General features: G+C 73.0%; 17 protein-coding genes. 10 read left to right on the forward strand and 7 right to left on the reverse strand.

The features are described from left to right. Window positions 1-83 precede the first annotated feature (83 nt). Complete coding sequence (locus BM076_RS14575) at window positions 84-902, forward strand: serine hydrolase domain-containing protein (RefSeq protein WP_093713914.1); 819 nt, start codon at window positions 84-86, stop codon at window positions 900-902. Between the two features lie 17 nt (window positions 903-919). Here BM076_RS14575 and BM076_RS14580 read toward each other — a convergent pair whose 3' ends face one another. After that, the gene (locus BM076_RS14580; RefSeq protein WP_093713915.1) at window positions 920-1,609 is read right to left on the reverse strand and encodes a pirin family protein; all 690 of its coding nucleotides are present in this window, start codon (window positions 1,607-1,609) and stop codon (window positions 920-922) included. Window positions 1,610-1,920: 311 nt separating this feature from the next. Here BM076_RS14580 and BM076_RS14585 point away from each other — a divergent pair, with 311 nt between their 5' ends. The 5 genes from BM076_RS14585 (at window position 1,921) to fabF (ending at window position 6,854) form a co-directional block, all read left to right on the forward strand. After that, entirely contained in the window at window positions 1,921-3,126 is a 1,206-nt protein-coding gene (locus BM076_RS14585; RefSeq protein WP_093713916.1) for a PucR family transcriptional regulator, read from the forward strand. A gap of 89 nt (window positions 3,127-3,215) precedes the next feature. After that, window positions 3,216-4,166 (forward strand): ACP S-malonyltransferase, encoded by a 951-nt coding sequence (locus tag BM076_RS14590; RefSeq protein ID WP_093714006.1) that lies wholly within the window; start codon window positions 3,216-3,218, stop codon window positions 4,164-4,166. 13 nt (window positions 4,167-4,179) lie between these two features. Further along, the gene (locus tag BM076_RS14595; protein ID WP_093713917.1) at window positions 4,180-5,190 is read left to right on the forward strand and encodes a ketoacyl-ACP synthase III; all 1,011 of its coding nucleotides are present in this window, start codon (window positions 4,180-4,182) and stop codon (window positions 5,188-5,190) included. Between the two features lie 72 nt (window positions 5,191-5,262). Further along, window positions 5,263-5,511, forward strand: a complete 249-nt coding sequence (locus tag BM076_RS14600) for an acyl carrier protein (RefSeq protein WP_093713918.1) — start codon at window positions 5,263-5,265, stop codon at window positions 5,509-5,511. 74 nt (window positions 5,512-5,585) lie between these two features. Beyond that, the gene (gene fabF, locus BM076_RS14605; protein ID WP_093713919.1) at window positions 5,586-6,854 is read left to right on the forward strand and encodes a beta-ketoacyl-ACP synthase II; all 1,269 of its coding nucleotides are present in this window, start codon (window positions 5,586-5,588) and stop codon (window positions 6,852-6,854) included. A 266-nt stretch (window positions 6,855-7,120) separates the two neighbouring features. Here fabF and BM076_RS14610 read toward each other — a convergent pair whose 3' ends face one another. Both BM076_RS14610 and BM076_RS14615 read right to left on the reverse strand, forming a co-directional pair. Beyond that, on the reverse strand, window positions 7,121-7,996 hold the full coding sequence (locus tag BM076_RS14610) for an NAD(P)-dependent oxidoreductase (RefSeq protein ID WP_093713920.1): 876 nt from the start codon (window positions 7,994-7,996) through the stop codon (window positions 7,121-7,123). 56 nt (window positions 7,997-8,052) lie between these two features. Further along, window positions 8,053-8,547 (reverse strand): DUF3145 domain-containing protein, encoded by a 495-nt coding sequence (locus tag BM076_RS14615; protein ID WP_093713921.1) that lies wholly within the window; start codon window positions 8,545-8,547, stop codon window positions 8,053-8,055. Window positions 8,548-8,805: 258 nt separating this feature from the next. Between BM076_RS14615 and BM076_RS14620 the strand changes: the two genes are divergently transcribed. Both BM076_RS14620 and BM076_RS14625 read left to right on the forward strand, forming a co-directional pair. Continuing rightward, on the forward strand, window positions 8,806-9,732 hold the full coding sequence (locus BM076_RS14620; RefSeq protein WP_093713922.1) for an SGNH/GDSL hydrolase family protein: 927 nt from the start codon (window positions 8,806-8,808) through the stop codon (window positions 9,730-9,732). Between the two features lie 86 nt (window positions 9,733-9,818). After that, on the forward strand, window positions 9,819-11,345 hold the full coding sequence (locus tag BM076_RS14625) for an MFS transporter (RefSeq protein ID WP_093713923.1): 1,527 nt from the start codon (window positions 9,819-9,821) through the stop codon (window positions 11,343-11,345). Between the two features lie 12 nt (window positions 11,346-11,357). On the opposite strand, the gene BM076_RS14630 is transcribed toward BM076_RS14625, so the two are convergent. Together BM076_RS14630 and BM076_RS14635 are read right to left on the reverse strand one after the other, a co-directional pair. Then, window positions 11,358-12,188: an EI24 domain-containing protein gene (locus tag BM076_RS14630; protein ID WP_093714007.1), complete on the reverse strand. Its 831-nt coding sequence runs from the start codon at window positions 12,186-12,188 to the stop codon at window positions 11,358-11,360. Between the two features lie 120 nt (window positions 12,189-12,308). Beyond that, complete coding sequence (locus BM076_RS14635; protein WP_093713924.1) at window positions 12,309-14,831, reverse strand: beta-glucosidase family protein; 2,523 nt, start codon at window positions 14,829-14,831, stop codon at window positions 12,309-12,311. Window positions 14,832-14,965: 134 nt separating this feature from the next. On the opposite strand from BM076_RS14635, the gene BM076_RS14640 reads away from it, so the two are divergent. After that, window positions 14,966-15,565, forward strand: a complete 600-nt coding sequence (locus tag BM076_RS14640; RefSeq protein WP_093713925.1) for a TetR/AcrR family transcriptional regulator — start codon at window positions 14,966-14,968, stop codon at window positions 15,563-15,565. A 24-nt stretch (window positions 15,566-15,589) separates the two neighbouring features. On the opposite strand, the gene BM076_RS14645 is transcribed toward BM076_RS14640, so the two are convergent. Continuing rightward, on the reverse strand, window positions 15,590-16,600 hold the full coding sequence (locus BM076_RS14645) for an NADP-dependent oxidoreductase (RefSeq protein WP_093713926.1): 1,011 nt from the start codon (window positions 16,598-16,600) through the stop codon (window positions 15,590-15,592). Between the two features lie 118 nt (window positions 16,601-16,718). Here BM076_RS14645 and BM076_RS14650 point away from each other — a divergent pair, with 118 nt between their 5' ends. After that, window positions 16,719-17,228 carry a MarR family winged helix-turn-helix transcriptional regulator gene (locus BM076_RS14650; protein WP_093714008.1) on the forward strand — a complete coding sequence of 170 codons (510 nt, stop codon included), beginning with the start codon at window positions 16,719-16,721 and terminating at the stop codon, window positions 17,226-17,228. 53 nt (window positions 17,229-17,281) lie between these two features. On the opposite strand, the gene BM076_RS14655 is transcribed toward BM076_RS14650, so the two are convergent. Then, window positions 17,282-18,289 (reverse strand): SCO2400 family protein, encoded by a 1,008-nt coding sequence (locus BM076_RS14655; protein WP_143120569.1) that lies wholly within the window; start codon window positions 18,287-18,289, stop codon window positions 17,282-17,284. Between the last annotated feature and the right edge of the window lie 123 nt (window positions 18,290-18,412).

An 18,412-nucleotide genomic window follows, 5' to 3' on the forward strand; every position in this document is an offset into this window, starting at 1 on the left:
CCTCCACGCTAAGACCTTGGAGTGCACTCCAGGCAAGCGGACCTCGCCTCCGTACGCCCCGGGCCACCGCTTAAGCTCGCGGCATGGAGAGCTTGCGCCTGATCGAGCAGTGGCCGGTGCCGACCGCGGCGGCGGCCGTGGTGCGGCAGGACGGCACGGTGGCCGGTACGCACGGGCCGACGGGGCGGGCCTTCCGGCTCGCGTCGGTCACCAAGCCGCTGACCGCGTACGCGGCGCTGGTCGCCTACGAGGAGGGCGTCTTCGAGCTGGACGACCCGGCGGGGCCCGACGGCTCCACCGTGCGCCACCTGCTCGCGCACGCGTCCGGGCTCGCCTTCGACGAGCACCGGGTGATGGCGGCGCCCGGCACCCGGCGGCTGTACTCCAACGCGGGCTTCGAGGTGCTCGGCGAGCACCTCGCCAAGGCCGCGGGCATCCCCTTCGCCGAATACCTGCGGCAGGCCGTCCTGGAACCGCTCGGCATGACCGGCACCGCGCTGGTCGGCGCCGGCTCCCCCGCCGCCGACGGTGTCTCCACCGTCGACGACCTCGTACGCTTCGCCGCCGAACTCCAGGCGCCGCGGCTGCTGCACCCGTCCACCCTGGCCACCGCGACCTCCGTGGTCTTCCCCGGCCTCAAGGGCGTCCTGCCGGGCTACGGCCACCAGAATCCCAACGACTGGGGGCTCGGCTACGAGATCCGCGCCGCCAAGTCCCCGCACTGGACCGGGAGCCTGTCCTCCCCCGCCACCTACGGCCACTTCGGCCAGTCCGGCACCTTCCTGTGGGTCGACCCGGCCGCCCGCGCCGCCTGCGTGGCGCTCACCGACCGCGACTTCGGGGAGTGGGCGGTGCCGCTGTGGCCGCGCTTCACCGACGCCGTCCTCACCGAGTTGGGCTGAGCCCTTTTCCGTGCCGCTCAGCCGTACGACGGCTCGGCGCGCATCTCCCACACCAGGAACTCGGCCGCGCCCCCGCTCCGGGCGGCCAGCTCCTCACCGCCGGTGATCCGGGCGGCGTCCCCCGCGGTCAGCTCCTCGCCCTCCAGCCGCACCCTGCCGCGCACCACGTGCACGTACCGGTACGGCGCCGCCGGCAGCGGTACGCTCTCCGCCCGCGTCGTGCGGCCGACGTGGAGGGCGGCGGCGCGCTGCCGCAGACCCCGCTCGCCCGACGTCAGCACGCGCAGGCCCGCACTGGGTGTTTCGGGAGCGCTGACGTACTCCGGGGGGCCGCCGAACGTGTCCGGGTGCAGCCACATCTGAAGGAACCTCAGCGGGCCGGCGCCCGCGTTCCGCTCGACGTGGCGGACGCCGCTGCCCGCGCTCAGGCGCTGGAAGCCGCCGGGGCCCAGCCGTGACACCGTGCCGGTGGCGTCGCGGTGTTCCAGCTCGCCCTCCACCACCCAGGTGAGGATTTCCGTGTCGTGGTGGGGGTGTTCGCCGAAGCCGGCACCCGGTTCGAGCCGCTCCTCGTTGCACGCGAGCAGCAGGGCGAACCTCGTGTTCTCGGGGTCGTAGTGGCCCCCGAACGAGAACGCGTGCCGCGTCGTGACGCCTTCCTCCGGCTCGCCCCGATACCGGTCATCGCCCCGCCTCACCTCGATCATCTCCTCACCGTAGGCGATACGGCGCCCCTTCAGGGGCGCGGGGAACTGCGCGCTCAGGCCGCGCGGGGCTGCGGGTGAAAGACCGCCCCCAGCGGGGCAGACGCTGTTGTTTTCGCGACCACCGGCCCGGTGGTGGGTTGCTCGCGCAGTTCCCCGCGCCCCTAAAAACATGACTCCCGCACTCCGCAAGGAGAATCACGCACCGCCCTCCGCAGGAGTGCCGCACTCCGCGGGAGGAAAACCTGGGGCGCCGCTCCCCGCAGGGGAGCCCCTCCAGCGCGCCCCGCAGGGGATAAGGCAGGCTTAGGGCCGTGCCCGATCCTTCGCAAACCCCGCAAGCCCCCGCAGAAACCGGCCGCGGCGGCCACGCCGCCACGCTGCGGCGGCTGGAGAAGTCCGCCGGACGTCTCGCGGCGAACGCCATCGCCCGGATGGACGCCCAGCTGCCGTGGTACCGGGCGATGCCGCCGGAGAACCGGAGCTGGATCGGCCTGGTCGCCCAGGCCGGTATCGCCGCGTTCACCGAGTGGTTCCGGCACCCGGAGGCGCCGCAGGCGATCAGCACCGACGTGTTCGGTACGGCGCCGCGCGAGCTGACCCGGGCGATCTCGCTGCGCCAGACCGTGGAGATGGTGCGCACCACCATCGAGGTGATGGAAGCGGCGATCGACGAGGTCGCCGCGCCCGGCGACGAGAGCGTGCTGCGCGAGGCGCTGCTGGTGTACGCCCGTGAGATCGCGTTCGCCACCGCGCAGGTGTACGCGCAGGCCGCGGAGGCCCGCGGCGCGTGGGACGCGCGGCTGGAGTCGCTGGTGGTCAACGCGGTGCTGTCCGGCGAGGCGGACGAGGGCGTGCTGTCCAGGGCCGCCGCGCTCGGCTGGAATTCGCCGGACAAGATCGTGGTGGTGCTGGGCACCGCGCCCAACGGCGACAGCGAGCTGACGGTGGAGGCGATCCGCCGGGCGTCCCGGCACGCCAAGCTCCAGGTGCTGACCGGTGTCCTCGGCGAGCGCCTGGTGGTGATCGCCGGCGGTGACGACGACCCGATCCGGGTCGCCAAGGCGCTGATCGGGCCGTTCGCGGCGGGCCCCGTGGTGGCGGGTCCGGTCGTCGGCGACCTGCTGTCGGCGACGCGTTCCGCGCAGGCCGCGGCGGCCGGGCTGAAGGCGTGCGCGGCCTGGCCGGACGCGCCGCGCCCCGTACTGTCGGACGATCTGCTGCCGGAGCGGGCGATGGCGGGCGACCGTTACGCGCGTGAGCAGTTGGTGGAGGAGATCTACAGGCCGCTGGAGGAAGCGGGCTCGGCGCTGCTGGAGACGCTGAGTGTCTATCTGGAACAGGCGTCGTCCCTCGAAGGCGCGGCGCGCATGCTGTTCGTGCACCCCAATACCGTTCGCTACCGGCTCCGACGTGTGACCGATGTCACCGGCTGGTCACCCTCCGACGTCCGCTCCGCGTTCACCCTGCGCATCGCGCTCATCCTGGGCCGACTCTCCGATACCGACCGGCCGCACTGAGCTTTTGTTGGACACATACAAATCGCCTGACAGTTCTTGGTCCCTGTCCCCACGGGCGGTCATCCCCGCCCGCGAGAGAGAGTGTGAAGGTGCTCGTACTCGTCGCTCCCGGCCAGGGCGCGCAGACGCCCGGCTTCCTGGCTCCCTGGCTCGAACTTCCCGGTGCCGCCGACCGCCTGTCCGGCTGGTCCGCCGCGGCGAAGCTCGACCTCGCCCACTACGGCACGAAGGCCGACGCGGACGAGATCCGCGACACCAAGGTGGCGCAGCCGCTGCTGGTGGCCGCGGGTCTGCTGTCCGCGGCCGAACTGACCGGCGGACCGGCTCCGCTGGTACCCGGCGCGGTCGCCGGCCACAGCGTCGGTGAGATCACCGCGGCCGTCCTGGCGGGCGTGCTGTCCGCCGACGACGCGATGACCTTCGTCGCGGCCCGCGGCCGGGCCATGGCGGACGCCGCGGCCGTCACCGAGACCGGCATGTCCGCGGTGCTCGGCGGCGACCCGGACACGGTCGTCGCGCACCTGGCGGGGCTGGGTCTGACCCCGGCGAACATCAACGGCGCCGGCCAGATCGTGGCGGCGGGCACGGCGGCGCAGCTCGCCGCGCTCACCGAGAACAAGCCGGAGAAGGCCCGTGTCATCGCGCTGAAGGTGGCGGGGGCCTTCCACACCGAGCACATGGCTCCGGCCGTCGCGACGCTGGAGGCGCTGGCGCCTTCGCTGACCGTCGCGGACCCGGTGCTGCCCTATGTGTCCAACGCTGACGGCCAGGTCGTCACGGCCGGTACGGAGATCGTGCGGCGGCTCGTCGCCCAGGTGTCCAATCCGGTCCGGTGGGATCTGTGCATGGAGACCTTCAAGGAACGCGGCGTCACTGCGATGATCGAGGTATCGCCCGGTGGCACGCTCGTCGGCCTCGCCAAGCGGGCGCTGCCCGGGGTGCGAACCCTCGCGCTGAAGACGCCGGACGACCTGGAGGCGGCCCGCGCCCTCGTCGCCGAATACGGCACCCCCGCCGAAGCCGTAGACGCAGCCGAATAGGAGCCGTGCAGAGATGACATCCAAGATCAGGCCGAGCAAGGGCGCCCCGTACGCCCGGATCCTCGGTGTCGGCGGCTACCGTCCGACCCGAGTGGTGCCCAACGAGGAGATCCTCAAGCACATCGACTCGACCGACGAGTGGATCAGGTCCCGCTCCGGGATCGCCACCCGGCACTGGGCGGGTCCTGACGAGACCGTCGCGGAGATGTCGCTGGCCGCCGGTGGCAAGGCCATCGCGGACGCCGGGATCAGCGCCTCGGACATCGACGGTGTCATCGTCGCCACCGTCTCGCACTTCAAGCAGACCCCGGCCATCGCGACCGAGATCGCGCACCGCATCGGCGCGGGCATGCCGCCCGCCTTCGACATCTCGGCCGGCTGCGCGGGCTTCACGTACGGCCTGACGCTGGCCAAGGGCATGGTCACCGACGGCACCGCCCGGCATGTGCTGGTGATCGGTGTGGAGCGGCTCAGCGACCTCACGGACAAGGAGGACCGCGCGACGGCCTTCCTGTTCGGCGACGGCGCGGGCGCGGTCATCGTCGGCCCCTCGGACGAGCCCGCGATGGGCCCCACGGTGTGGGGTTCCGACGGCGAGAAGTCCGAGACGATCAAGCAGACCGTCTCCTGGGAGGTCTACCGCGACACGCCCGCCGGGGACGTACGTTTCCCGGCGATCACGCAGGAGGGCCAGTCGGTCTTCCGCTGGGCGGTGTTCGAGATGGCCAAGGTCGCCCAGGAGGCGCTGGACGCCGCCGGGATCACCGCGGACCAGCTCGACGTGTTCATCCCGCACCAGGCGAACATGCGCATCATCGACTCGATGATCAAGGCACTGAAGCTGCCGGACCACGTCGCGGTCGCCCGTGACGTGGAGACCACCGGCAACACCTCGGCCGCCTCGATCCCCCTCGCGATGGAACGGCTCCTCGCCACCGGACAGGCCAAGAGCGGCGACACGGCGCTGGTCATCGGCTTCGGGGCGGGTCTGGTCTACGCGGCAACTGTGGTTACTCTCCCTTAGTCACACACACCCTCGCGGCGCCGCAGTCCCGCTCGCCGCTCGCCCAGCAACACATCAAGGAGCGCCGTCAACATGGCAGCCACCAAGGAAGAGATCGTCAGCGGCCTCGCCGACATCGTCAACGAGATCGCCGGTATCCCGCAGGAGGACGTCAAGCTGGACAAGTCCTTCACCGACGACCTGGACGTCGACTCGCTGTCCATGGTCGAGGTCGTCGTGGCGGCCGAGGAGCAGTTCGGTGTGAAGATCCCGGACGACGACGTCAAGAACCTGAAGACCGTCGGCAACGCCGTCGACTACATCCTGGCCGCCCAGGCCTGATCCGGCCCGCCGGACAGTTCCACCGGGACGACGCGACTGTCGCCCGCCCTTCTAGACGTGGAGAGACAATTCCTGTGAGTCCGACCAATCGCACCGTGGTCGTCACCGGTATCGGAGCAACCACACCGCTGGGTGGCGACAGCGCGTCGACCTGGGAAGCACTGCTGGCCGGCCGGTCCGGCGTCAGCAGACTGGAGCAGGACTGGGCGACGGACCTGCCGGTGCAGATCGCCGCGCAGATCGCCGTGGAGCCGGGCGAGGTCCTGCCCCGCCCGCTGGCCCGCAAGCTCGACCGCAGCGCGCAGTTCGCGCTGATCGCCGCGCGTGAGGCGTGGGCGGACGCCGGCTTCACCGCCAAGGCGGGCGAGGACCCGGCGGTCGACCCCGACCGGCTCGGCACCGTCGTCGCCTCCGGCATCGGCGGCGTGACCACGCTGCTCGGGCAGTACGACATCCTCAAGGAGCAGGGCGTCCGCAAGGTCTCCCCGCACACCGTGCCGATGCTGATGCCGAACAGCCCGTCGGCGAACGTCGGTATCGAGGTCAACGCGCGGGCCGGTGTGCACACCCCGGTCAGCGCCTGCGCCTCGGGCGCGGAGGCCATCGGTTACGCCATCGAGATGATCCGCACCGGCCGCGCCGATGTGGTCGTCGCGGGCGGCACCGAGGCGGCCATCCACCCGCTGCCCATCGTCGCCTTCGGCAACATGATGGCGATGTCCAAGAACAACGAGGACCCGCAGGGTGCGTCGCGTCCGTACGACTCCGGCCGGGACGGCTTCGTCCTGGGCGAGGGCGCGGGTGTGATCATCCTGGAGTCCGAGGAGCACGCCGCCGCGCGCGGCGCCCGGATCTACTGCGAGGCGGTCGGCCAGGGCATCTCGGCCGACGCCCACCACATCACGCAGCCGGAGCCGTCGGGCCGCGGTATCGCCGCCGCGCTGACCAATCTGCTGCAGAACAGCGACCTCAAGCCGGCCGAGATCGTGCACGTCAACGCGCACGCCACCTCCACGCCGCAGGGTGACGTCGCGGAGATCAAGGCGCTGCGCCAGGTCTTCGGCGACGACGTCGACCACATGGCCATCTCGGCCACCAAGTCCATGACCGGTCACCTCCTCGGCGGCGCGGGCGGCATCGAGACGGTCGCGACCGTCCTGGCGCTCTACCACCGGATCGCCCCGCCGACGATCAACCTGGACGACCAGGACCCGGAGGCCGACGCCGACATCGTCCGCGCCGAGGCCCGCCCGCTGCCCGAGGGCACCATCGCGGCCCTCAACGACTCCTTCGGCTTCGGCGGCCACAACGTGGTCCTCGCACTGCGCTCCTGGAGCCGCTGAGGCGCACGTACGTGCATAAGTGTGCCCTCGCCGGGGTGACCGGCGGGGGCACCGTACGTGGGGGGCGTCTTTCGTCAGGACGCCGTAATCCCCCTCTTTTTGCCGCCCTTCCACCTCCGGCGGCTTAAATCCGGTATCGACGGTCCTCTTCGACGGTCGCTCGTTCCTCACTCCCTGCTCATCGTCTCTTTCGATACCGGCGCCGCCTTCGGCTCCAGGGCTACACGGCGCACCCCGGCGCGCAGCGGTGCCGTGACGGTGAACCGTTATTCGTCGAAGCTCGCGAAGTACGAGGCGGCCATGTCGTCGTCGCCGTGGCCCTGGGCGGAGGCGCGGTCGAAGCGGGTGGCGCCGGCGGCGGTGAGGTCGAGGCGGACGCCGTGGGCCTCGGCGGCGGCGAGGATGAGGCGGGCGTCCTTGGCGGCGGCGTCGACGGTGAAGTTGGCGGCGAAGTCGCCTTCGCGGATGGCGGCGGACTTGGCGCGCAGATAGGGCAGGTCGAGCGGCCCCCCGGCGACGGCGCCGAGGACCTGGTCGGGGTCGACGCCGAGGCCCTTGGCGAGCGCCATGACCTCGGCGGCGCCGTGGGTGACGGCGAGCACCCAGGTGTTGAGGACGAGCTTGAGGCTGCTGGCGGCCCCGGAGGCGCCGTCGTCGCCGAGCCAGAGCGTGGTGCGGCCGACGGCGTCGAAGACCCGGTCGGCGACGGGGCGGGCGGCCTCGGGGCCCGCGGCCAGGACTGTCAACTGCCCGGCCTCGGCGACGGGTTTGGTGCCCAGGACGGGTGCGTCGAGGAAGTGCGCGCCGATCTCGTCGGCGAGGGCGGCCAGTTCAGGGAGCGCGGCGGGCCCCACGGTGCTGCTCTGCGCCCAGACGGTGCTGCGCGCGACCGCGGGGGCCACGGTCCGCATGACGTCGAGGACGGCGGGCCCGTCGAAGAGCATGGTGATCACGGCGTCGGCGCCGCGTACGGCGTCGGCCGGGTCCTCGGTGACGGTGACCCCGTCGGCGGCCAGCGGCCGGGCGCGGGCGGGGGTGCGGTTCCAGGCACGGACCTCGTGCCCGGCGGCGGACAGATTGCGGGCCATCGGGGCGCCCATGATTCCGGTGCCGAGCACCGCGACGGTGAGAGGGTCGGACATGCCGTCAGGCTATGCCCAGGCCGGTCACGGGCGCGGACGTACACCGCCGCGCGCGGTCACACCACTTGGTGCAGCCAGCGCACCGGGGCGCCTTCCCCGGCGTAGCGGAACGGCTCCAGCTCGTCGTCCCACGGCTTGCCCAGCAGCCGCGACAGCTCGCTCTCCAGGTCGGCTTCGCCCTTGCGGGCCCGCAGCATCGCGGCGCGCAGCCGGTCCTCGGGGATCAGGATGTCGCCGTGCATGCCGATGACGGCGTGGAAGATGCCCAGTTCGGGGGTGGCGCTGTAGCGCTCCCCCTCGGCGGTCGCGCACGGCTCGGCGGTGACCTCGAAGCGCAGCTGGTGCCAGCCGCGCAGCGCGGACGCCAGTTTGGACGCGGTGCCGGGCTCTCCCTGCCAGGAGAATTCGGCGCGCCAGGTGCCCGGCGAGGCGGGCTGCCGGATCCAGTCCAGGGTCACGCGCACGCCAAGGACGCCCGCGACGGCCCATTCGACGTGTGGGCAGAGCGCGCGCGGCGCGGCGTGCACGTACAGAACTCCACGTGTCGTCACCGGTACCTCCAGTGTGGGACGAGGTTCGCCTTCCCCAGCGGCCTCACACCCGAACTGGCTGCTCCCGGGGCAACATTAGACATTCTGCACTATTCACCACAATCGGGACAACAGCGTGCATTCGACGCCCGGCTACTGCCGACCTCCCGTCTTTTGGCCCGGGTGTCAGGGAAAAAGCTACCGTGCGGCGTCCTTGAGGGAGTCACGTACCGTCGTGCTGGTACGAGATGTCACCCACTCGTCGGAGGGGAGCACCGGATGCGACCGCTGCTGCGCCGGGGCCTGGCATTGGCCGTAGGTGCCGTTCTGCTGGGCGGATGCACCGTCAGCGGCCCGTCGTCGGACGGCGGCAGAGGCACACCGTCCGCACACACCTCGCATTCCGCTTCCGGGGGCGGCGGCAGCCCGCAGGCCGCGCCCAAGCCCTCCCCCACCCGGCCCTGGAACGTCCGGCCGCCGTCGGTCGCCTCGCTCGGCGACTCCATCACCCGCGGTTTCGACGCCTGTTCACCGCTGTCGGACTGCCCCGAGGTGTCCTGGTCCACCGGCACCCGCGACAAGGTCGACAGTGTCGCGGAACGCCTGACCGCCGCCGTGCCCGCCACCAGGAGCTGGAATCTGGCCAGGTCCGGCGCGCTGGTCGCCGATCTGCCCGCCCAGGCCGAGGCCGCCGCCGCCCACCGCCCGGCCATGGTCACGGTGCTGATCGGCGCCAACGACGCGTGCGCCGCGACCCCCGACGACATGACCCCGGTCGCCGACTTCCGCGCCGACTTCGGCCGCACGATGGCGTATCTGCACCGCACCCTGCCGCACACCCAGGTGCTGGTGTCGAGCATCCCCGACCTCAAGCGGCTGTGGTCGGTCGGCCGCAAGAACGTGCTGGGCAAGCAGGTCTGGAAGCTGGGCCTGTGCCCCTCGATGCTGCGCGACGCCGATGCGCACAGCGCGGCGGCCGAACAGCGGCGCGACACCGTGCGGGACCGGGTGATCGCGTACAACACCGCGCTCGGGCAGGTCTGCCGGCAGTACGAGCGCTGCCGCTACGACGGCGGCGCGGTCTTCGACTACCGCTTCGGGACGGACGATCTGAGCCACTGGGACTGGTTCCACCCCAATGAGCGCGGGCAGGCCCAACTGGCCAGGATCCTGGCGGCGGTCGCCTTCGCGAAGACGGTCCCCTAGCCGCGCGGAACCGGACATTCCACGAGGCCGAACCGGCCTTTTCATGCGGACAGAAGCTGACCGCATCCCCTCATAGCGTTGTCGTCATGGACACCACGAAGGTCACTTCGCAGAACGCCGGCGCGCGCGCCGCCGACGACGCACCGCTGCCCGGCCGCTGGCTCGGCTACACCGCCGTCCTGGCGGCGAGCGTGATGGATCTGCTCGACTCCACCGTCGCCAATGTCGCGGCGCCCTCGATCCGCGCGGGACTCGGCGGCTCGTACGCCGATCTCCAGTGGATCGCGGCCGGTTACACCCTCGCGATGGCCGTCGCGCTGCTCACCGGCGGGCGGCTCGGCGACGTCTTCGGCCGCAAGCGGGTGCTGCTGGCCGGGGTCGCGGGCTTCACGCTCAGCTCGGTGCTGTGCGCCGCCGCCCAGAGCCCGACGACGCTGATCGTGGCGCGGATCGTGCAGGGCGTGTGCGGGGCGGTGATGCTGCCGCAGGGCTTCGGGCTGACCCGGGACCTGTTCGGGCCCGCCGAGATGAAGAAGGCATGGGGTGTCTTCGGGCCCATGATGGGCCTGTCGGCGGTGCTCGGCCCGGTGATCGCCGGAGTCCTCATCCACGCCGATCTGTTCGGCACCGGCTGGCGGACGATCTTCGCGATCAACGCGCCGATCGGTGTGCTCGCGCTGGTGATGGGCTGGAAGTACCTGCCGGACGTGGCCCCGACCGCGCGCGGCACCCGGCTCGACGCGGCGGGCGTGGGCCTGGCCGGCGCGGGCGCCTTCCTGCTGGTCTTCCCGCTCGTCCAGGGCCGTGAACTGGGCTGGCCCGCCTGGACCCTGGTGATGCTCGGCGCCGCGCTGCCCGTCCTCGGCCTCTTCGCCCTGCACCAGGTACGGCGCCGGCGCGCGGGCCGCACCACGCTGGTCGAGCCGAGCGTCTTCACCAAGCGCGCCTACGTCTCGGGCGTCGGCTTCGCGATCGCCTTCACCGCGTCCATGGGCGGCATGATCCTCACCCTCGGCGTCTTCCTCCAGCTCGGCCTCGGCTACGGCGCCCTGCACGCCAGCCTCACCACCGCGCCGTGGGCGCTGGGCGCCCTGTTCGGCTCGGCCTTCGGCGGCATCACGATGCACCGCCTCGGGCGCCGCATCCTGCACCTGGGCCTGATCCTGATGGGCGGCGGTGTCCTCGGGCTCTACGTGGTCTTCCAGTGGGCGGGCGCGGGCATCACGCACTGGGACTTCGTCGCCCCGCTGCTGGTCGGCGGCGCGGGGATGGGCATGATCTTCGTGCCGCTGTTCGACATCATCCTGGGCGGCGTCGAGGCCCACGAGATGGGTTCCGCCTCGGGCACGCTCCAGGCGCTCCAGCAGCTCGGCATGACACTGGGGATCGCCGTGCTCGGCACGGTCTTCTTCAACATCCTCGGCCCGAGCGTGCCCGGCTCGCCCGCGCATGTCGCCGCCGCCCTGGACGCGGCCTCCACCACGGCGCTGTGCACGGTCGGGCTGACCGTCCTCGCCTTCCTGCTGGCCTTCTTCCTGCCGAAGGCCGCGCGCCCGGCGGAGGACGGTGCCGCCGAAGAGCCGGAGCCGGTACGGGAGTTGGCGGCGGTCTGACGCCGCTTCCGGTCAGTTGCCGGGCGGGCCCGCGAAACCGGGCGCGCCCGGCGCCGCCGTGTCCTCGTCGTCCCCGTCGTCGTCCGGTCCAGAACCCGGGGCGGCCGGGTCCGGCGGCAGCACCTCCCTGGCCAGCAGCGTCGCGCCCGCGACGGCGCCGGGCATCAGGAAGACGGCCACGAAGGGCACCAGGAAGGCCAGCACGAGCGGCACCCCGAAGCCGAGGACGAGCGGCAGCCGGGAGCGCAGGATCCGGATACGGTCGCGCAGCGGCACATCGCGGCGCTGCATGGCGACGGCGGTCAGCTCCAGGGTCAGGAAGAAGCCGGAGACGCAGAAGCCGATCGCGGGCACGACCGTCTGCCCGGCAACCGGCACGAAGCCGAGCGCGAACAGCACGACCGCGAAGGCCGCGACGCGCAGCAGCACCCGCACACTGTCCCGGGCGCCGATCCACAGCTCCCGCCACAGGCCCAGCTCGGGCCCCTCGGCGCCGCCCTCGGCGCGGTCCACGCGCGCCGCGATCGTCTCGTAGAAGGGCTGCCCGACCAGCAGCGTAACCGCCGTGAAGGAGATCACCGCGAGCAGCAGCCCGCCGCCGACCACCACGGCGTCCAGCAGCCCCCGGAACACCCCCGCCCACGGCGACGCCCAGTGGTCGGCGAAGGGCGTCGCCCACGCCACCAGATCGTCGGTCCACACCACCAGCGCGACGAGCGCGGCCACGTACCCGACGAAGGTGATCAGCGCGGGCACCATCCCGAGCCGCCACTCCCGCCCGTGCCTCGCGGCCCACCCCAGCCCCCGGCCCAGCAGCCGCACCCCACGCCACATCTCCCGCATGCGCGGGAGCATAAGGCACCGGCGCCCCGCAGCCGCCGCCGACGGGGTCGCCCCACAAGAAGACTCGCAGACGACATCGAACCTGCACGGGTGGCGCGGGTGGGAAAAACTGACGTCACGTCAGGAGGAGGGCACCGGCAAGGCGGCGGTGAGCCGGGAATCGGTGAGGGAGCGGCCGGCGACAAGCACGTACGTACCCGGGACCAGCCGCCAGGCTGACGCGGCCTCGTCCCATACCTCGGCCGCCCGCCGGGGCACCTCGACGGTGACCGTCACCGCCTCCCCCGCCCCGGCCGCGACGGCCGCGAACCCGGCCAGCCACCGAGCGGGCCGCTCGACCTCACCCGCGGCTCCGCCCGGAGAACCCTCCTCCGGAGCGAGATAGAGCTGCACGACCTCCCGCCCGGCCCGCGCCCCGGCGTTCCGCACCCGCACCTCCACCGTCGCGAGCGACGACGCGCCCTCCCCGGCGGAGACGACGAGCGCCTCGTACTCCCACTCGGTGTACCCGAGCCCGTGCCCGAAGGGATAGGCGGGCGCCACCGCCTGCCGGTCCCACGCGCGGTACCCGATGAACACCCCTTCCTCGTACGGCAGTACGCCGTCGGTCGGCGTGACCCGGCTGACCGGCGCGTCGGCGAGCCGCACCGGCCAGGTGGTGGGCAGCCGCCCGCCGGGCTCCTCGGCGCCGAGCAGGACGTCGGCGAGCGCCGACCCGGCCTCCTGCCCGGGGAACCAGGCCAGCAGCACGGCGGCCACCTCGTCCCGCCACGGAAGCTCCACCGGTGAACCGGAGTTGACGACCACAACGGTGCGCGGATTGACGGCGGCGACGCGGGCGACGAGTTCGTCCTGGCGTCCCGGCAGCCGCAGATCGCGCCGGTCGAAGCCCTCGGACTCGACGCGTTCCGTGGTCGCGACGACCACGACCGCGGTGTGCGCGGCCCGCGCAGCCTCGACGGCCTCGGCCAGCAACTCCTCCGGGTCGCGCGCGGGTTCGCCGTGCAGCAGGGCGAAGCCGACCGCGACGATGGGCAGTTCGACACCCTTGGGCACCGCGTGCACCAGGCTGACCTCGACCCGCTCCCCCGCCGTCAGCTCGACGGTGCCGCGCTCGGCGGGCGTGCCGAGGAACGCCTCGAACGGGTCCTCGTGCTCGGTGAGTTCGAGCCCGTCGAAGAGCACCTGTCCTGCGACGGTGAGCGTGAAGCCGCCGGTGCCGCGGGTACCGAAGCGGTGCGCGCCGCTGACCCGCGGGGTGAACCAGCCGCGGGTTTCCACGGTGTGCAGGGCGTCGTACGCGACACCCTCGGGCAGTTCGCCGAGCCACTGGAGCTGGCCGTTGGGCAGTTCCTCGGTGCCCAGTTCGCGCCCCTGCTCGTCGCGGGCGACCGCGGTGAGCGCGAATCCGGCGCCGGCGACGGGCAGTTCCTCGGTGGGGTCGGCGCCGACGCTGTGGGTGAGCGCGACGCCCGCGTGCAGCGCGGCCCGCAGCCCGTCCAGCGGCGCGACGACGTGGTCGGGGAAGACCTGCGCGGAGCCGCCGCCGAGGATCCGCGGGTCGCGCGCGGCGGCGCCGATCAGCGCGATGCCGCCGTCCCGCGGGTTCGGCGCGAGCGGCAGGACGGGCGCGCCGCCGCGTACGTCGTTGCGCACGAGGACGAAGCCGCGACGGGCGACCTCGCGGGCCAGCGCGTCCCCGTCGACCGGCGCGGGCCGGTCGGCGGCCGGGACCGCGGGCGGGGCGCCCTCCAGCAGGCCGGCGCGGGCGGCGAGCCGCAGGACGCGGCGCGCGGCGGCGTCCACCGCGGCCTCCTCGACGGCGCCCTCGCGGACGGCGGCGGCGAGCGCGGGCCCGTACACGGTGAACGGCCCGGGCATGGCGATGTCGAGGCCGCCCAGGAGCGCGCCCGCGGTGTCGCGGGCGGCCAGCCAGTCGGAGACCACGACGCCGTCGAAGCCCCATTCGCCGCGCAGTACGCCGTTGACCAGGGGGCCGTGCTCGGTCATCGTCGTGCCGTTGACGGCGTTGTAGGCGGCCATCACACCCCAGGGGCGGGCGCCGGTGACGATCGCCTCGAAGGGCGCCAGATACAGCTCGCGCAGCGGCCGGGGCGCGATCCGGTTGTCGACGGTGAAACGTGCGGTCTCCGCGTCGTTGCCGACGAAGTGCTTGACGGTGACGCCGACTCCGCCGTCCTGGACGCCGCGTACGTAGCCGGTGCCGATGACGCCGGTCAGATACGGGTCCTCGCTGTACGCCTCGAAGTGCCGTCCGCCCAGCGGCGACCGGTGCAGATTGACCGTCGGCGCGAGCAGCACGTGCACGCCCTTGCGGTGCGCCTCCTGGGCGAGCAACCGGCCCGCGCGGCGGGCGAGTTCGGGGTCCCAGGAGGCGGCGAGCGCGGTGGGGCTGGGCAGCGCGGCGGAGGGGTCGCCGGCCGTCCAGCGCTTGCCGCGTACGCCGATCGGGCCGTCGGACATCACCAGCGAGCCGAGGCCGATCTGCGGCAGCGCGGGCAGCGTCCACATGTCCTGCCCGGCCAGCAGCCGGGTCTTGGCGTCGAGGTCGAGCTTGCCGAGCGCGTTCTCGACCGCCCGCTCGCGCTCCGCCGCCGCGCCGTCCTCGCCCGTCACCGTCATGGATCCGTCCCCTTCCGCACGCCTGTTCCGCGTCCCGTCGCGCCGCGTCGCCCCCACGCTACCTGTCGTACGGTAGGCATAGTTGCCAATTCGTAATCTTGTAGGCTCGCGACAGGAACGGGAAGGGGGGCGGCATGACCAGGACCAGGGGTGAGCGGCGCGGGGATCGTCGTGGGGACCGGAAGGCCGAGATCATCCAGGCCGCGACGGAGGTGATCGCCGAGCGCGGTTACCGGGGCGCGACGCTGGTGGCGGTCGCCGAGCGGGTGGGGCTGACCCAGCAGGGCCTGATGCACTACTTCCCCACCAAGGACGCGCTGCTGGTGGCCGTCCTGGAGGCGCGCGACCAGTGGGACATGGCGTCGGCGGCGCTGCACGGGCGGGCGTGGCCGCTCGAAGTGGTCGCGGAACTGGTCGAGTACAACGCCACCAGGCCCGGCATCGTCCAGGCGTTCACGGTGCTGGTCGGCGACAGCGTGACCGAGGGGCATCCGGCGCAGGACTACTTCCGCGAGCGGTACGCCCGGGTGCGCGAGGGCGGTGCGGACGCGCTGCGCGCCGAGTACGGCGACCGGCTGCCGGGCGGGCTCACCCCCGAGCGCGCGGCCACCTTGCTGGCGGCCGTGATGGACGGGCTCCAGGTGCAGTGGCTGCTCGACCCCGGCTCCGTCGACATGCCCGCCGCCTTCCGGGACTTCCTGGCGCTGCTGGCACCGCCGCGGGAGCCGGGCTGACGTCCGGCGGCGGTGCCGGGCGGGTCACTGCGCGGGGAGGGCGACGATCATCTTCCCGGTGTTGTCACCGCGCAGCAGGCCGAGGAACGCCTCCAGGTTGTTCTCGATGCCCTCCACGACCGTCTCGCGGTGGCGCAGCCGCCCGTCGCGCAGCCAGCCGCCGACCTCGCGCACGAACTCCGGCCGCAGATCCTGGTGGTCGTGGACGAGGAAGCCGCGCAGGGTGAGCCGCCTGCCGACCATCAGACCGAGATTGCGCGGCCCGCGCACCGGCTCCGTCGCGTTGTACTGCGCGATCGCCCCGCACAGCGCGGCCCGGCCGTGCACCCGCAGGGCGCCGATCGCGGCCTCCAGGTGCTCACCGCCGACATTGTCGAAGTACACGTCGATGCCGTCGGGCGCGGCGGCCGCCAACTGCTCGGCCACCGGCCCGTCCTTGTAGTTGAACGCGGCGTCGAAGCCGTACTCCTCGACCAGCAGCCGGACCTTCTCCGCCGAGCCCGCGCTGCCGATCACCCGGGAGGCGCCCTTCAGCCGGGCGATCTGCCCGACCTGGCCACCGACCGCACCGGCCGCGCCGGAGACGAAGACGACGTCGCCCTCGGCCATCGCCGCGACCCGCAGCAGACCCGCGTAGGCGGTCATGCCGGTCATGCCGAGCACCCCGAGGTAAGCGGTGAGCGGCGCCCGGGCGGGATCGACGACGACGGCGTCCGCCGCGTCCACCAGCGCGTACTCCCGCCAGCCCAGGCCGTGCAGCACATGGTCGCCGACCGCGACGCCCTCGGCCGCGGAGGCCACCACCCGGCCGACGGCGCCGCCGTGCATGGGCGCGTCGAGCGCGTACGGCGGGGCATACGACTTGACGTCGTTCATCCGCCCGCGCATGTACGGGTCTACGGAGAGGTAGAGATTGCGGACCAGGATCTGCCCCGGGCCCGGCTCGGGGACCTCCGTCTCGACCAGCGCGAAGTCGTCGGGCGCCGGCCAGCCCTGCGGGCGGGCGACGAGATGCCATTCGCGGCTCTTCGGCATGGGGGGATCTCCTTCGGGCACGGCGCGGCCATGGTTCAGTGCGGAAATGATTAAGGTACTGAATTAACCATGAACCTTGATGTTTCAGAATGTCAAGCAACGGAGTAGCCTGATGACCATGACCCGCCGAACCGATCCCCTGACCGTCGAGGTCGTCGACCTGATCGGCACCGTGGTCGCGCGCTACCACCAGGAGTACGAGTCCGCCGCCGCGCGCTACAAGCTGACGGGCGCCCAGGCCAAGGTGCTCGCGCTGCTCAACTCCGGGCCGCTGCCGATGCGGCAGATCGCGCGCTGGCTCAGGTGCGAGCCGTCCAATGTGACCGGCATCGTCGACCGGCTGGAGGCCCGGGGCCTCGCCGAGCGGCGGACCGATCCGGCCGACCGCCGGATCAAGCTCGCCGCGGCCACCGAGGAGGGCCATGCCACCGCGGAACGGCTGCGCGATTCCCTGGACTTCGCCCGGGAGCCGCTGTCGGGCCTGTCGGACCGGGAACGCGCGGTGCTGCGCGACCTGCTGCGCCGGATGCTCGGCGAGGACCCGGCCGGCGGCACGGGCACCACGGGCCCGGACGTCAACCTCGGCCGCGCTTCGGACGCGGGCCGCGAGGTGACCGGCGCGAAGTAGCCGGAGCGCCGGCTTCCTACCCACCTGCCTCCCGCGGGCCTCTCACCGGCCTCCTACTGGCACCACCAGAGCACCTTCGTGCAGGTGGGTGACGGTGTGCCCGGCGCGGTCGTCGGCGGCTTCGTGGTGGTCGGCGGGGCGGCCGTGGTGGTGACCGGCGGCTTGCTCGCGGTGTGCGTGGGCTGTCCCGTGCCGCTCGCGGGCGGCGCAGCGGTGTCCTTGGTGTGCGAGGCCGACGCCGAGGGCGAGCCCGAGGGCGTGCCGGATCCGGACGGCGACGTGCTCGTACCGGCGGAGTGACCGCCGCTGCCGCCGCGCGCGCCGGGGCTGGTGCGGCCGGGGGACGGCAGTCCCGGGTCCGGCGCCGGGGAGACGGCGCCGACGCTCGGCCCCGGGTCGGTGGCCGGGTCGGGCGTGCCGCCGGACAGAGCCGCCACGCCGAACATCGTCAGCGAGCCGACGACCGCGACCGCGCCGATGCCCAGGATCGCGGCGCGCTGGTGCCGGGCCCGGCGGCGGCGCGCGGACCTGCCGGGGTCGGCTTCCGCGTGGTACGCGTCGCCTTCGCCGAAGCCGCCGCCTCCTCCTCCGCCGCCGCCGCCGCCGCCGAGCAGGCTGTCGGCGAGCGCGGTGTCCCGTCGCGGGTCGCCGTCGGCGCCCGCCCCGGCCGCGCCGTAACCGAACTCGTCGTCGTGGTCGGGGCGTTGGCCTTCACCGTGGCCGTCGTCGTACGCGGCAGGCTCGTCGCCCGTGACGGGGGCGGTGGTGGGTGGACCGGTTGCGGGATCGGGCGCGGGGCCCGCTTCCGGGCCGAGGCCGGAGTCCCTGAGCAGGTCGTCCACGAGGGATCCCGTGGCGGGGCCCGGTGGTTCGGCGTCACCGCCTGCGGGGGCCGCGGCCGTACCGTCGTCGGGCCCGCCGGGGACCGGACCGTCGACGACCGGCGGGAGTTCGGCCGTGATCGCCTCGTCGGGCATCGCGGACCGGTCCACGAGCGCCCCGCACCCGGGGCACGAGAAGGCGCCGTTCAGGTGGCGGCGGCACGTGTGGCAGTAGTTCATGGCGGATGGACTGTATGGGACCGCCGAGGCCGAACGGAACCCCGGAGTTCCGCTTGTCCCGGCTTCGCCGGGAAACTCCCCTTCGGACAAGTCGTCGCAGCTCAGGCCAGGTCGGGGCAGGAC

Source organism: Actinacidiphila alni, assembly GCF_900112845.1.
Taxonomy (GTDB): Bacteria; Actinomycetota; Actinomycetes; order Streptomycetales; family Streptomycetaceae; genus Actinacidiphila; species Actinacidiphila alni.